This is a genomic window from Clostridium hydrogeniformans DSM 21757 (assembly GCF_000686705.1).
Classification (GTDB): domain Bacteria; phylum Bacillota; class Clostridia; order Clostridiales; family Clostridiaceae; genus Clostridium_Z; species Clostridium_Z hydrogeniformans.
This window is the reverse complement of sequence record NZ_JMLJ01000006.1, coordinates 149,574-164,199: the sequence shown is the minus strand read 5'-3', so window position 1 is coordinate 164,199 and position 14,626 is coordinate 149,574. Positions and strand designations below refer to the sequence as shown.

Genomic DNA, 14,626 nt, shown 5'->3' with positions numbered 1-14,626 from the left:
AATTTATTAATAAGAGAGGTTAAAATATTTATTAAGGTTTAAAGTCAGGACCATCAGTTTTACAGTTGGTCCTGACTTTTTTAGTTTATTCTGATCTTAATGCCTCAACGGGGTCTTTTTTAGCTGCCATTTTAGCAGGAATAGTACCACCTAGTACTGTAAGAACAAGGCTAATTACAATTAAAGTAATTGCATGAACTGGGTTAAGTTGAGCTACATTATCTAATTCCGTAGCATTTTTAATAACTGCATTAATAGGGAATACCAGTAGTCTTGCAATAACTATACCAAGAGTACCAGAACAAGCACCTATAATAAATGTCTCTGCATTAAATACACGAGTAATATCTTTTTTTCTAGCTCCTAAAGCTCTTAATACACCAATTTCCTTAGTTCTTTCTAGAACAGAAATATATGTAATTATACCCACCATGATAAAGGATACAATTAAAGAGATTGCAGAGAATGCAATAAGTACCATGGTTATAGCACTCATAATACCACCTGACATTTCAGTAACTGTACCAGATAAATCATTATACACAACTTTATCAGTTTCAGATTTACCTTCATTGTACTTATCTAAATCCTTAAGAATAGATTTTTTAGCATCAAAATCCTTTGGATAAACTGAAATCATATAAGGGGTAGTGGTAGCACCTAATGCTGACATAATAGTTTCCTTTGAAGACATACCAGTAGGATTTGTTGGATCAATGGCTGTATCAAGAGGTTCACCAGTTAGCACATTAAAGTTGCTATTTTTCTGTTTTATTACTATATCTGAATTAACAGCATCATTTAGAATAAACTGAGAAAGTTCATCAGAATATGTAAAACCAGCTGGTAGGAGAGAAATTTTTATATCTTCTTTAGCTCTTAAAATACCTACAACATTTAGAGAAATAGCTTTCTCATTATTATACATATCAATAAGATTAGCAGGGTTTCCATTAATGGTGAAGAAGTTACCGTTTGATTTATAGAAATCATTATTAAGAATAGCCTTAAATTCAGTTCCAATAATTTTATTAAAATCAATGCTCTTTGCTTCTGAATCTAATCCAAAGAGTTGTAAGTTTGTTTCATCTACACCATTTTTCTTATCCACAATTAAAACAATATCATTTTTTCCCTTAGGATAGGCTCCAGCTAAAACATCATAATTTTGCTCTAAGTAACTAGGACTATTGCTATCTAATGACTTTGGATAAGATGTAAAGTTATTAGAGTTAGTTTTTATAAGGGTTGCAACATCATCTTGTTTTTTTAATAAGTTTATATTGAGCATTCTTGTATAGGAGATTCCTGATACCATTTTAGGGTCAATATTTTCTATATGATCAATATATTCTTTAGTAAGAATATTTTTATGCATAACCTTCTCTGCCATAGATTTAGTTGGATAGATAACCTTATCCTTAGGATAGTCATTCTCATCCTTTGAAGTACCTAGCATAGAACTTTGTTGACTTTTTAGGGTTTCTTGATCTATCTTTGCTGAGGTCTGAGAAATCATAATTGGGAAAGTAGAAAGTGTACCAGATTCAAAGTTTTTAATTTGTTTATCAAAACCATTAGATAGAGATAAAATTAAAGCAATTCCTATAATACCAATGCTGGATGCAAAGGCTGTAAGAAAAGTTCTTCCCTTTTTAGTTTTAATATTAGTACCAGATAGTTTTAAAGCTGTTAAAAAACTCATTTTAGTTTTCTTAAGTTTATATTGAGAGTTAACCTCTTTATCTGGTAAAGGGTTAGAGTCAGAGACAACTTCACCATCTTTAAATTCAACAGTTCTATCCGCATAGTTATGAGCTAATTCTGGATTATGGGTAACCATAATAACTAGCTTATCCTTAGCGATTTCCTTAATTAAATCCATAATTTGAACACTAGTTGTTGTATCTAGAGCACCAGTAGGTTCATCTGCTAATATAATATCTGGATCATTTGCTAAGGCTCTAGCAATAGCAACACGTTGCATTTGCCCACCAGAAAGTTGGTTAGGTTTCTTATGGATGTGATCTTTTAATCCAACTCTTTCAAGGACCTCTAGAGCTTTTTTCTTTTTATCTCCAGCAGAAACACCACTTAAGGTCATCCCCATTTCTACATTATCCATAATACTCAAATGAGTTATTAGATTGTAACTTTGGAAAATAAATCCTACACTGTTATTTCTGTAAGCATCCCAATCTATGTCCTTAAATTCTTTTGTGGACTTTCCATTAATAATTAAATCACCACTATCATAATTATCAAGTCCACCAATAACATTTAGACAAGTAGTTTTACCAGAACCACTTGTTCCAAGGATAGCAACAAATTCACTTTCGCGAAAATTCAAATCTATTCCGTTTAAGGCAACTTGTGTAAAATCGCCTGTTGTATAACTTTTCTTAATGTTTTTTAATGACAGCATTATATGTTCTCCTTTAGCATTCCACGTTTTAAAATGGCTATTTTATTATTATATGCTTCTAAAATTTCATCTTTTTCTCCAAGGCAAAGGAAAATATCCATAGTAGCTTTTTGAGTTATGGATATTAATATATCTATAATGTCATCCACATCTTTGGGACTTTGAAGGTTTAAGGTATTAATATGGATATGATCCTTAAACAAATCAAAGAACTCTTTCTGTCTACTACGATTTGCGAATTGTAGCATAACATCATTTTGAACTGTCTGATCAGAAAATATATTAATGCAAAAAGCAATATTCTCTTTTGAAGTTCCAAAATTAGTTGTGAATTTTAATATATCCTTAAATACTTCAAATATATCTCCATTATTATCCTTAAAGCTTTCTTTAATAGTAGACATAACCTCTTCATGGTAATTAGATAAAACATAAATTAACATATCTTTTTTATCTTCAAAATACATGTAGAAACTTCCCCTTGATATATTAGCATCTTGAACAATCTTATTAATAGACACTTTATCAAAAGACACTCTAGCAAATTCATTTTTAATTGCCATAATTATTTTATTCTTTTTTTCTTGAGGTAAGTTGAAGAAAGTTTCTGTTGGCAAATTAATCACTCCTTTCTAATATGACAACTTGTCACAATTATATATGACAGGTTGTCATATATCAAGCAAACGCTTATTGGTTTCATAATTATTTTACAAATAACTAGGGCGTTAAAAAATAACAGTTGACATATTAAAAAATAATCATTATTATAAATACATAGACACCCCCCATGGGGGTAGGGTAATAAAATGAAAATTAATAAAAAAACTTTAAATATAAGATGTATTTAAAATAAGAAGGGAGAAAAATAATGTTAAACAATATTTTAGAAGTAAGAGATTTAAAAAAAGAGTTTACATTAAGCAAAGATAGAAAAATACAAGCTGTAAAAGGCATAAGTTTTGATGTAAGACGAGGAGAGGTATTCGGATTTCTAGGACCTAATGGTGCAGGAAAGAGTACTACTATAAGTATGCTTACAACCCAAAAGGAAGCTACTTCTGGAGATATTCTAATTGATGGAGAGTCTTTAGTTAAAAATCCAGCTAGTGCTCGTAGAAAGATTGGGGTAGTAGCCCAACATAATAATTTAGATAGAGGATTAACTGCAAGAGAAAATCTTATTTATCATGCCAGATATTTTGGAATAGATAATAAAACTGCAAATAAAAGAGCAGATGAGTATCTTGAAAGGTTTGGCTTAACAGAGCGTCAGCATGATTATGTAAGAAGTTATTCAGGGGGAATGGCACAAAGGTTAAAGATTGCAAGAGCAATTATGCATAATCCTGATATTTTATTTCTAGATGAACCCACAACAGGCCTAGATCCAAGTTATAGAAATATTTTGTGGGAGCAAATGTTAGAACTAAATAAAGCAGGTACTACTATATTTTTAACTACCCATTACATGGAAGAACCAGAACAATTATGTGATAGAATTGCAATAGTTGATCAAGGAGAATTAAAGGCTATTGGTACTTCAGACCAGTTAAAGGCTTTAATTCCTAGTAATAATATAGTATCTATAAAATTATCAAACCTAAAAGATGAGTTTATAAAAGAGGCAAAATCACTACAAGATCTTGAAAAGGCTGTTATTCAAAATGATTTATTACTTTTATATATGAAGAATGAACATCCTGATTTTAATAAAATTCTTGAGTGGGTAAAAACATTAAACACTTCTTTAGAAAATATAAGTTTGAGTACAAGTACACTTGATGATGTATTCATTCACTTAACTGGAAAGGGGAGTATTATAAATGAATAAAATAGATAATAAAAACACCTATGGAAATGTAACATGGATGGCTTTTAAAGCAATGGTTAAAAGAGATTTAGTTATACAATCTAGAGACAAGTGGGAATTTGTTTTCCGTGTAGCTATGTTACCATTTATATTAATTTTAGCATATGGATATATATTACCAAAGATAGGGCTGCTTCCAGATACCTTTCCAACTCAGATGTTTTCAGGAATGGTTGGAATGAGTATGATAGTTACAGGAATACATGGTACTGGAGTACCTCTTACTATGGACTTTAACAACTCTAGAGAGATAGAAGATAGATTGATGGCACCTGTTAATATAAAGACTGTTGCATTAGCAAAAATGTTTGTAGGTATTATAGAATCTTGGATTGGTGGGGTGATTGTATTACCATTTTCTTTATTACTAATGGGAAATTCTTTAGATATTTCAATAAGTGCTGAAAGTATTATAATGTTAATTCCTATTTTATTACTTACATCTATAGCATCAGCAAGTTTAGGATTATTAGTAGGAACAATTATAAAACCAATGCAAATAGCAGCTATGTTCCCAGGGTTCTTAATGCCTATGGTATTCCTAGGAGCCATATTCTTCTCTTGGAGTGATTTAGGTGCAACACCGATTATTCAAAAACTAGTATTAATCAATCCATTAGTATATGTAAATGAGGCTTTAAGATCAGTTTTAACTCCAGAAATTCCTCATATGGCATCACATCTTAGTATATTAGGTATCATATTGAGCATAGTGATTATGGGATACTTTGGATCTAAGAGATTTATGAGAATGGCAAAGGGAGCTTAAAAGATAATATATAGTAAGGAAAAAGTTAGTTTAATTTATACTGCTAAAATGAAAGGATATGTTCCATTAACAAGGACATATCCTTTTTAATTTTTAACAACTATATAATCTAGCCTGCTGTTTTAGTTAGAGATTATATAGTTGTTAAAAATTATGCTTTTAAATTATATAGTTCTAAAATTAAGCTGATAAAAATCACTGAATTAAATAGATAGATTTAACCTATACAAGAAGTTAATTTGTGATTATACGTATTGAATCTATTAAAAAATCGCCTCTAAATAATAAAGTTTATAATCCCTAGAAGATAATAAAATAGGTGCTATCTTACCTCTTCTTTTCCTTTAGAAATCATAAATTCTTTTGCAAATTTTAAAAATAGCTCTGTTGAAAGAGGAAGGGTTTCATCCTTAGGTTTTATATAGTATATATGACGCATTAACCTAATGTCATCAATTATATGAATCTTACTTAAAAGTCCAAGTTTAAGTTCCTGTTTTACAGCACTTTCTGATATTACAGAGATACCTAAATTATCATATATACTTTGCTTTATTGCCTCAATACTTCCTACTACACATAAGTTATTTGAGACAAACTTAAAGTCTCCAACCTTTTCTAAATAGGAAACTAAGGAAGTATTAGGGTTAGATATTAAAAATACTTCATCTTTTAACTCCCGGATAAATATTCTTTTTTTATTAGTCCATGGGTGATTATTATTCACAACCACCACAAGAGGATCTTCTAATATAGGTTCACATAGTATGTGCTCAGTATCAGAGAAATAAGGTTGTGAGATTATACCTATGGGGTAAGTTTTATTTAAAACACCATTAATCACATTTTTAGTATACTGAACGTTATTAACTACAGTAATATAAGGATATTTTTGCCTAAATAAAAATAATATATTTGGTAGCATATATGTTCCAGGTGTATTAGAGGAGGCAATAGATATTTCAGATTGCTCCATTAGTTTTGCTTGGAGCAAATGTTCCTTTGCATTTACAAAAGTATTTGAGATTTGCTGGGCATAGGGTAAAAAAAGATGACCAGCTTTAGTTAGCTCAGCTTTTTTTGACTTTCGGCTGAATAAATTGCAGTCTAGATATTTCTCTAAGCGTTTAATTCTCATTGAAACTGCAGCTTGGGTACAGAACATATCCTCTGATGTTTTTGTAAAACTGTTATTTTTGGATATAAGTAAAAAGGTTTGAAGAGTTTCTAAATCCATTTTCAGCCTCCTTATTTGTTACTAATTATTAAAACTTTTAACTCGTTTACATATAAATATATTTTATCATATTATAAGCTAATTTCATTATAAAACATATAAAAAATGTGAAAATATCCTTATATTTAATAGGGTAATAAATAAAATTTATCATTAAGTAGTTTTTTTATTATTATAAATTATTTTTATGGATATCATAATTAAATGTGATTAGATAATCTAGTTTTTTTTTAGTATTATTGAACTATCAAATAGTTAACTTTTGAGAAAATCTTTTAATTTAATAAAGGGGGAATTTAAGTTATGGGCACAACAGTTAAGGTTAAAAAGGTTAAAAGTGCATTTGACTTAAAGATGGCATACTTTGGATTACCAATTGCATTAATTGTCCTAGCTCTTATTTGGACAATGCAAACTCCAGAGGGTCTTTCTTATACTGGAAAGATGGCTCTTGGAATATTTGCATTCGCACTAATACTTTGGGTTTCTAATGGAATTCCAAACTATGTAACATCACTAATAGTTTTAGTTCTTTTACCAGTGACAGGAGCATGGACCCAAGCAGAGGTTCTTGGAGTGTTTGGATATGATGTTATATGGCTAATGATTGCAGCCTTTGTAATTGCTTCAGGTATGGAGAAAAGTGGACTTGCTAGAAGGCTTGCACTATTTCTTATTACGAAGCTTGGAAAGAGTACAAATTCAGTACTTGTAGTATTGATGCTTGTTAACTTCTTAATTTCTTTTGTGGTTCCTTCTACTACTGCAAGAGCTGCTATGTTATTACCAATTGTTATGATGATAATTGAAATCTTTGAGGTTAACAATGAAAGTAAAAGTGATAGAAACTTTGGTAAATTACTTGCTCTTCAAGGGATTCAAGCTAATAACTTTTCTACAGCTGCTATTGTAACAGCTACTTCTTCACAAATTCTAGCTATTAGTTTTATTAAAGACCTTACAGGAGTAGATGTTTCATGGATGGATTGGTTTATAGCTGCTGCACCAATTACATTACTTACATTAGTTGCCTCATTCTTTATTGGAAAACTAATGTTTCCTATTAGTAATAGAACAGCATCTAAGGAAAAGATGACTGCTCTCCAAAATGAATATAAGAGTTTAGGAGGAATGAATTCTACTGAAATTAAGGCTCTTATTATATTTGCTATTACAATAACTCTTTGGGCTATTGATTCCTTGCAGGTTAGCTTATTTGGCTTCCAACTTAGCCTTGTTGTAGTTGCTATTGTTTCTGCTATTCTTTTCTTCCTACCTCATATAGGAATATTAGAATGGAAGGAAGCTAAAATATCTTGGAATCTTTTAGTGTTTAGTTGTGGTGCTTATGCTGGAGGATTAGCACTTGATTCATCAGGGGTTGCCTCTTGGGCACTTAATAGAATTTTTGGAAGTCTTAAACTTGAAAGCCTAGGATTCTTTGGACTTTATGCAGTGGTTATATTTATAGCGAGTTTCTCACATTTTGTATTTACAAGTAAGACAGTGAGAACTATAATCCTTATTCCTGCAATTATAGCAATTGCAAAAACAGCAGGCGTTAACCCAGTAGCTCTTGCTCTTCCAGCTTCATTTATGATTGCAGATACAGTTACATTACCACCACATAGTAAGGTTAATCTTATATACTATGGAACAGGAAACTTTACAGTTCTTGAGCAAATGACTTATGGAATAGCAGTTCTTCTTGCTAAGTGGGGAATTATGGTGGTTGCATCATTTACTTGGTTTAAGATAATTAGAATGGTATAAGGAGGTAAATGATATGAAAAAGTTAATGACTATGTTACTTATTTTAATTATGACTTTTTCCTTTTCTTCAGTAGCCTTTGGAAGTGAACTTGGAGAATTAGATTCTATAAAAGATGTGGTTCTCCCAGATAAGGAAAAGGGGAGTATTACTACCACAATTACAGGGACTACAGATGAAAAAGGGATTTTAGTTTTACCTTCTTATAAGGACACTGAAATTACAAAGGTTAATGTGAAAACTGGTAAGCTTATAGAAAATTTAAAGAAACAGAAAAATGGAAGTCTTGAATACTATGTTGCAAAGTTTGAAGAGAAAGAAAGTAAGGTTGAACTTATTTTAACTCAAACTCAGGATAAAACTTTTACAATCAGTGCATCAAAACAAAAAGAGACTTTTCCAGGTAATGTTAAAGTAGTTAATTATAAAATGAGAAATAATACCCCAATTGAAGTGAAGAAATATGAATTAGAAATGGGAATACCAGAAGGTTATGAGCTTTATAATATAGCAGGATATGATCCAGAGCTTTCTTATAAAATATTTGCAAAAGATGGCACTAAATATGGATCCTTTGACTTTGGCAGATTATCAGCAGGAAAGGATATTAAATTTTCCATTAATATTTATAAAAAAGGTGCTAATTTTAACTTCATACTTTGGGGAGCAGTTATATTAATTTCTGCATACTTTATGTATAAAAACAAAGGAGTACTAAAAGAAGCTAAGGAGTTAAAGGAAAAAGAAAAACTTTCAGCTTCAAAATAGGAGATGATTATGTGAGAAAAAAACAAGGATTACTTATTATATTAGATGGATTAGGAGATCGTCCTAACAAAGAATTAAATGGAATGACTCCCCTTGAGAGTGCTAAAACTCCAAACTTAAACTTTATTGCCTCTCAAGGAATGTGTGGAAATGTTTATCCAATATCTCCAGGAGTAAGGGTAGGTACTGATGTGGGACACCTTCATATTTTTGGATATGATAGCAATAAGGTATACCCAGGAAGAGGTCCCCTTGAAGCTTCAAGTGCCGGAATGGAATTAATGCCAGGAGATGTTGCTTTTAGAGGTAACTTTGGAACTATTGATGATAATTATACTGTTATTGATAGACGTGCTGGAAGAATTCGTGAGGGTACAAAAGAGTTAGCAGCTGCAATTAATGGACTAGTACTATCAGATGGTACTAAGGTGTTAGCTAAGGAACTTACTGAACATAGGGTTGCTATTGTTTTAAGAAATAAAGACCTAAGCAGTAAAATATCTTGCACTGATCCAGGGACTGCAGAAGAAGGGAAAAAACTTGAGATGCCAAGGGCACTAGATAAAAGTGAAGCAGCAGAGAGAACCGCAAGAAATTTATGGGAATTCACAATTCGCTCTTATGAAATATTAAAGGAACATCCTATAAATAAGCAAAGACAAGCTGAAGGCTTATATATGGCAAACTCAGTAATAACCAGAGGAGCAGGACAAGAAAAATATATTCCATCTATTAAGGATACTTATAAAATAAAAGCTGCTTGTGTAGCAGGAGACTTAACAGTTGGAGGAATTGCTGAACTTGTAGGAATGGATTATTTTACTCATGAAAGTTTTACAGGAAGCTTTGACACCAATTTAATAGGTAAGGCTAATATAGCCATTAAATTATTAAATGAAGATAAATATGATTGGGTAGTAATGCATGTTAAAGCTACTGACTTAGCAGGACATGATAATCTTCCATTAGCAAAAAAAGAAATGATTGAAAAGGTAGATAAGATAATTGGACATATATTAGGGGAAATTGACCTTAATAACTGCTATATATCATTTACAGCTGATCACTCTACCCCTTGTGAGGCAAGAGATCACACTGGGGACGGAGTACCAACAATTATTGCTGGTGGAGATGTTAGAAAAGATGGTGTTACTTCTGCAGGAGAATCTCAGTTTATGAAAGGTAGCTTAAATAATCTTACTGCAAATGATATTTTTATGTTACAGATGGATTTATTAGGATTTACTGAGAAAGTAGGAGCATAATTTTCTATATACTAGAGTATTAAATTGATAAAATAAACTTTATATTAAGAGATAATATTTAATTAGGAGGAATCTTCTTTCAGATGGTGTTCTTTCCACAATCTGAAGGTTAGATGAGTTAATCTAGGGGTTTAGCAACTGTTAACCCCCATCCTTTATAGGATGGAAGTGTTGAAGCTCCTAGCCATCAGATAAGTATTATAAGTATAAAAACAGCTTAAGAGTTACTTCTTAAGCTGTTTTTATTTTATATATAGACATTCTTATCTAAATAGATTAAAGCAGTATAAACATTATTTTTATAGGATTTATTAAGAAACTTAATGGCATCCTCATAAGACTATTTATTAAAATATTTAAAGTTTTAGAGTAAGTAAAACTTAGATATTAGAAATTTAAAATATATAAATTTTTATAAAGATTTAGGGTAGATAGATATAAACCTTAAATTTATTACAGTAGTAAAACATGATAAATAAAAATTTGTAATTTAACTTCTTAATCTAGTTAAATTTACATAAGAAAAATTAGGAGTAGTGTAAAGATAATAGGGAATAATAATCTTTATAGGGGGAGGGTAATATCTAATAAGTAACCTAGTGGAGTGTATAAGATAATTATTTATAGTAAGAATTCATTTAATAAATTCATATATAAATAAAGTATTAAATACATTAGGAAAAGGAGAAAATATATTCTGAAATAGATGAAGCTAAGGGAGAAAATAAATTTTTAATTATTGAGAGGAGATAGGAGAATGGAAAATGCTATGTTTTGCTATCAATGTGAGCAAACTTTTGGAGGAAAGGCATGTACTAAAAGTGGAGTTTGTGGGAAAGTACCAGAGATTGCAAATTTGCAAGACTTATTAATATATCAGCTTAAGGGGATATCTTGCTATGCAAAGCCTTTAATTGAAGAAGGAAAAAGCATAGATAAAGAAATAGTTAAATTTGTGGAGAATGGACTTTTTACCACATTAACAAATGTAAATTTTGATGCAGAGTTTCATGTGAAAATGCTAAAGGAATCTCAAAAGATAAAGGAAAACTTAAGAAAGAAAGCACCAAAATCTAATTATCCAAGGGAAGCTACCTATAATCTTAGTGATACTAAAGAAGATATGTTAAAAGATTCAGTAGAAGCAGGTATAATGTATGATGAAAATCTTGATGAGGATATACGATCATTAAGATCTACAATATTATATGGATTAAAAGGAATAAGCGCTTATGGACACCAAGCCAGGTTTATTGAATTTAACAGTGATCAAGTAGATAACTATTACTTTTTAGGATTAGAATCTACTACAAATGATAATCTATCCCTTGAAGATATGATACGTATGACTATGAGAACTGGTGAAATGAGTGTGGAGGTAATGAGAGTTCTTGATGAGGCTAATACCACTAGATATAAAAATCCATCCCCTCATAAGGTAAATGTTAATATTAAAAAGGGACCATTTATTATAGTATCAGGCCATGATTTAAGGGATTTAGAAATGCTTCTTCAGCAAACAGAAGGAAAAGGAATAAATATTTATACTCATGGAGAAATGCTTCCTTCTCATGGATATCCAGAACTTAAAAAATATAAACACTTAGTAGGAAATTTTGGATCTGCATGGCAAAATCAACAAAAAGAATTTGATGGAATTCCAGGATGTATTTTAATGACTACCAACTGTTTAATGAGACCAAGAGAAACTTATAAAGATAGGATATTTTCAACAAGCGTTGTAGGATGGGATGGAATAAAGCATATTGGAATTTTAGAAGATGGAACTAAGGACTTTAGTGAAATAATAGATAAAGCTTTAAACCTGGGTGGATTTAAGGAAGATGAAGAGGTAAAGGAAATATTAGTAGGTTTTGGACATCATGCAACTTTGTCCCATGCTGGAGATATAGTTAATGCAGTTAAGGAAGGAAAGTTAAGACATTTCTTCTTAATAGGTGGATGTGATGGAGCTAGACCAGGCAGAAATTATTACACGGATTTTGCTAAAATGGTTCCTGATGATTGTGTTATTCTTACTTTAGCCTGTGGTAAATATAGATTTAATAAGTTGGACTTTGGAACAGTGGCTGGATTACCAAGATTATTAGATGTGGGACAGTGCAACGATGCTTATTCTGCAGTTAGAATAGCTACAGCTCTTGGAGATGCCTTTGAAACAGACGTTAATTCATTGCCTCTTACCATTGTACTTTCATGGTATGAACAAAAGGCAGTAGCAGATTTATTAGCATTATTATCTCTTGGAATAAAAGGAATGTATTTAGGACCAAGTTTACCAGCATTTATATCTCCTAATGTATTTCAGTATTTAGTAGATACTTTTCAAATAAAACCAATTAGTATTCCAGAGGAAGACTTAAAAGATTCACTTAAACAAGCAAATTAATAGGAGGTTATATGCAATACTACGGAAGATAAGTAAATTATTATATATTTATCATTAAATCTAAATTGAATTAAGTTACAAAGAAAAATAAAAAATTTATTAAATAATAATGTTAATCAAAGTCTAAAGCTATAGTATTTTATAATTAAGTGGATTTTAAGCAAAGTATAAATATGATGTTGAATAACTAGTTTTTACAACTATTTACTCAGCATCATATTTAAAAAAAACTAGGGTGGGAATGTATGTTCGCCTAAAAATTAAAAAAATTTTAGCATAGAATCAATCTTTAGTTTTATTAACTCCATAGGAATATACTCTCTTTTAGATATTTCCTCAAGAGATAGTCCTACATACTTATTAAATAGGTTATCAGGTATTAAAAGTTCAGAGGCAAATATGTTAGCTTGTCTTTCAATCTTAGAACATAACATTAAGGTTTTATTTTTCATAAAATAACAATTATCTTTACTGTGAAGCATGGCATGTCCTAACTCATGGGATAGTACAATAATTTTCTCATTATAGTTTAAAGAGGAGTTTATAAATATTACCTTATTTCTATTTATATATTTATACATACCAGCTATGCTGCCCAGTGGTATTTCTATAAGAATCACATCTAAAAAATCAGCTAATTCATATGGGTTTCTTGTATCATATTTTTTTATTAATGCAGTTACTATATTTTTAATTTTATTGTGCATAAAGCCATCCCCCTTAGCTTATATTATTTTTTATATTTTTTAGGGGTATATTTTTCCTTATTCTTTAGTTTTACAGTTTTTAATGCTAGTTCTAGAGCATCTTTAAATAATTCCCTATCATCAGATCCGAGCTCATCCCCATTGTAATATAAAGGACCATCTTCTTGGTTTGTTAATTTATCCATTATATTATCGAGATCTTTAGCAATATCTTTTTCATCTTTTTTATTTAATAAAATATCTTTATTTACAGAAGTTTCTGTAGCTTCATTTTCTTCATTAAAGAATTTATTTACTGAGATTCCTAGAGCATTAGCTAAAGATTTTAGTGTTTCTAGACTAGGATTATATCTATTATTTTCAATATCAGCTAAATATGAACGGGATATATTTGCTTTTTTAGCCAGTTCCACTTGAGTCAATTTATTTTCTTTTCTAATAATTTTAATCTTGCTTCCTATGCTCATAATTACCTCCATAAGTAAAATATATGTCGGGAACACCGACTATAAATACATTATATCCCTATAGGGTCGGAAATACAATATAAATAATGACGTAAATACAAGTTGGATGCAGGATAAAAGAGATTTATTCACATAATTTTCCTAAATAGCTAATTAAGACGGAAAAACAAGTATAATTTATTTTACAAAATGACGGATATACAATACAATATTTTGTGAGGAGGAGGAAGGATGGAAGAAAAATTATCATGGAAGATTGGTAAGGAGATAAAGGAAGCTAGGAAAAAGATGAATTTAACTCAGAAAAATTTAGCTAAAGACATAGATATTTCAAGAAATTATTTATCAGATATAGAATGTGGAAGATATATACCTAGTGTAGAAAAGCTATTGGCTCTATCTAATAAATTAAATATAGATCTAAATTTATTTAAAAATGACGTAAATACACGTTGAAACATTGAAGGATTATATATTATAGAGGCTTAGGTTAGATAGTCATATTCTGAAAGCTATTAAATATTAAAAATAAAAATTTACACTTATGAAAAACTTTCTTTTTAATTAATTAGGAATAAAAAAGTAAAAAAGGAAGCATTATCAGTATCTATTGAGTATAAGGAATAAAAAATTTATTAACTAAATCTTATAAAAACTAAAGTTAAAGGAGTTAATATACTGAAAGTAAGTTTTTAGTAATGGTTTAAAACAGATATCAATCAATATTAATTTTGGAGAAGTACATGAAAGATTTAAAGAACTTAAAAGAAAGATTAAAGGCAACAGATAAAGAGCTTGTGGAAGCTTTGGGAATTCTTATAGAAGATGTAAGAGGAAATTTTTATAGGGTTACCCATGAAGAACTTTTAGATAAATTAGAACAAAGTTTAGAGACTTTAAGGAGGTGTTAACATGCTAGAGATATTAAAAGTAT

At 30.1% G+C, this 14,626-nt stretch carries 13 protein-coding genes; 8 read left to right on the top strand and 5 right to left on the bottom strand.

The genetic code is table 11. The features are described from left to right. Positions 1–85: 85 nt before the first annotated feature. A complete protein-coding gene (locus tag BR69_RS0103415) occupies positions 86–2,425 on the bottom strand; it encodes an ABC transporter ATP-binding protein/permease (protein ID WP_027631936.1) in 2,340 nt (779 codons plus the stop codon). Beyond that, entirely contained in the window at positions 2,425–3,042 is a 618-nt protein-coding gene (locus BR69_RS21020) for a TetR/AcrR family transcriptional regulator (protein WP_051623467.1), read from the bottom strand. Before BR69_RS21020 ends, BR69_RS0103415 begins: the two co-directional genes overlap by 1 nt. A gap of 254 nt (positions 3,043–3,296) precedes the next feature. On the opposite strand from BR69_RS21020, the gene BR69_RS0103405 reads away from it, so the two are divergent. Together BR69_RS0103405 and BR69_RS0103400 are read left to right on the top strand one after the other, a co-directional pair. Then, a complete protein-coding gene (locus tag BR69_RS0103405; protein ID WP_027631935.1) occupies positions 3,297–4,259 on the top strand; it encodes a daunorubicin resistance protein DrrA family ABC transporter ATP-binding protein in 963 nt (320 codons plus the stop codon). Beyond that, positions 4,252–5,067 (top strand): ABC transporter permease, encoded by an 816-nt coding sequence (locus tag BR69_RS0103400; protein ID WP_034849294.1) that lies wholly within the window; start codon positions 4,252–4,254, stop codon positions 5,065–5,067. Before BR69_RS0103405 ends, BR69_RS0103400 begins: the two co-directional genes overlap by 8 nt. A 322-nt stretch (positions 5,068–5,389) precedes the next feature. Here BR69_RS0103400 and BR69_RS0103395 read toward each other — a convergent pair whose 3' ends face one another. Beyond that, complete coding sequence (locus BR69_RS0103395; RefSeq protein WP_027631933.1) at positions 5,390–6,304, bottom strand: LysR substrate-binding domain-containing protein; 915 nt, start codon at positions 6,302–6,304, stop codon at positions 5,390–5,392. Between the two features lie 303 nt (positions 6,305–6,607). Here BR69_RS0103395 and BR69_RS0103390 point away from each other — a divergent pair, with 303 nt between their 5' ends. The 4 genes from BR69_RS0103390 to hcp all read left to right on the top strand — a co-directional run bounded on the left by BR69_RS0103390 (position 6,608) and on the right by hcp (position 12,518). Then, positions 6,608–8,077: an SLC13 family permease gene (locus BR69_RS0103390; RefSeq protein WP_027631932.1), complete on the top strand. Its 1,470-nt coding sequence runs from the start codon at positions 6,608–6,610 to the stop codon at positions 8,075–8,077. A gap of 13 nt (positions 8,078–8,090) precedes the next feature. Beyond that, positions 8,091–8,843: a hypothetical protein gene (locus BR69_RS19785; RefSeq protein WP_051623466.1), complete on the top strand. Its 753-nt coding sequence runs from the start codon at positions 8,091–8,093 to the stop codon at positions 8,841–8,843. An 11-nt stretch (positions 8,844–8,854) separates the two neighbouring features. Continuing rightward, a complete protein-coding gene (gene apgM / locus BR69_RS0103380; RefSeq protein ID WP_027631931.1) occupies positions 8,855–10,108 on the top strand; it encodes a 2,3-bisphosphoglycerate-independent phosphoglycerate mutase in 1,254 nt (417 codons plus the stop codon). Positions 10,109–10,865: 757 nt separating this feature from the next. Next, positions 10,866–12,518, top strand: coding sequence for a hydroxylamine reductase (gene hcp / locus BR69_RS0103375; RefSeq protein WP_027631930.1), 1,653 nt, complete (start codon positions 10,866–10,868; stop codon positions 12,516–12,518). A 260-nt stretch (positions 12,519–12,778) separates the two neighbouring features. On the opposite strand, the gene BR69_RS0103370 is transcribed toward hcp, so the two are convergent. Then, positions 12,779–13,225, bottom strand: coding sequence for an ImmA/IrrE family metallo-endopeptidase (locus BR69_RS0103370; protein WP_027631929.1), 447 nt, complete (start codon positions 13,223–13,225; stop codon positions 12,779–12,781). Positions 13,226–13,248: 23 nt separating this feature from the next. Continuing rightward, a complete protein-coding gene (locus BR69_RS0103365) occupies positions 13,249–13,692 on the bottom strand; it encodes a helix-turn-helix domain-containing protein (RefSeq protein WP_027631928.1) in 444 nt (147 codons plus the stop codon). A gap of 231 nt (positions 13,693–13,923) precedes the next feature. Here BR69_RS0103365 and BR69_RS0103360 point away from each other — a divergent pair, with 231 nt between their 5' ends. Next, positions 13,924–14,148, top strand: a complete 225-nt coding sequence (locus BR69_RS0103360; protein WP_034849293.1) for a helix-turn-helix domain-containing protein — start codon at positions 13,924–13,926, stop codon at positions 14,146–14,148. Between the two features lie 287 nt (positions 14,149–14,435). Continuing rightward, on the top strand, positions 14,436–14,603 hold the full coding sequence (locus BR69_RS21760) for a hypothetical protein (RefSeq protein ID WP_160169932.1): 168 nt from the start codon (positions 14,436–14,438) through the stop codon (positions 14,601–14,603). The last annotated feature ends 23 nt before the right edge of the window (positions 14,604–14,626 follow it).

Bases quoted from the DNA above. Each gene is read 5' to 3' on its own strand.
- BR69_RS0103360 (WP_034849293.1), top strand. From the start codon at position 13,924: ATGGAAGAAAAATTATCATGGAAGATTGGTAAGGAGATAAAGGAAGCT.
- BR69_RS0103365 (WP_027631928.1), bottom strand. From the start codon at position 13,692: ATGAGCATAGGAAGCAAGATTAAAATTATTAGAAAAGAAAATAAATTG.
- BR69_RS0103390 (WP_027631932.1), top strand. From the start codon at position 6,608: ATGGGCACAACAGTTAAGGTTAAAAAGGTTAAAAGTGCATTTGACTTA.
- BR69_RS0103395 (WP_027631933.1), bottom strand. From the start codon at position 6,304: ATGGATTTAGAAACTCTTCAAACCTTTTTACTTATATCCAAAAATAAC.
- BR69_RS0103400 (WP_034849294.1), top strand. From the start codon at position 4,252: ATGAATAAAATAGATAATAAAAACACCTATGGAAATGTAACATGGATG.
- BR69_RS0103415 (WP_027631936.1), bottom strand. From the start codon at position 2,425: ATGCTGTCATTAAAAAACATTAAGAAAAGTTATACAACAGGCGATTTT.
- BR69_RS19785 (WP_051623466.1), top strand. From the start codon at position 8,091: ATGAAAAAGTTAATGACTATGTTACTTATTTTAATTATGACTTTTTCC.
- BR69_RS21760 (WP_160169932.1), top strand. From the start codon at position 14,436: ATGAAAGATTTAAAGAACTTAAAAGAAAGATTAAAGGCAACAGATAAA.
- hcp (WP_027631930.1), top strand. From the start codon at position 10,866: ATGGAAAATGCTATGTTTTGCTATCAATGTGAGCAAACTTTTGGAGGA.
- BR69_RS0103405 (WP_027631935.1), top strand. From the start codon at position 3,297: ATGTTAAACAATATTTTAGAAGTAAGAGATTTAAAAAAAGAGTTTACA.
- BR69_RS0103370 (WP_027631929.1), bottom strand. From the start codon at position 13,225: ATGCACAATAAAATTAAAAATATAGTAACTGCATTAATAAAAAAATAT.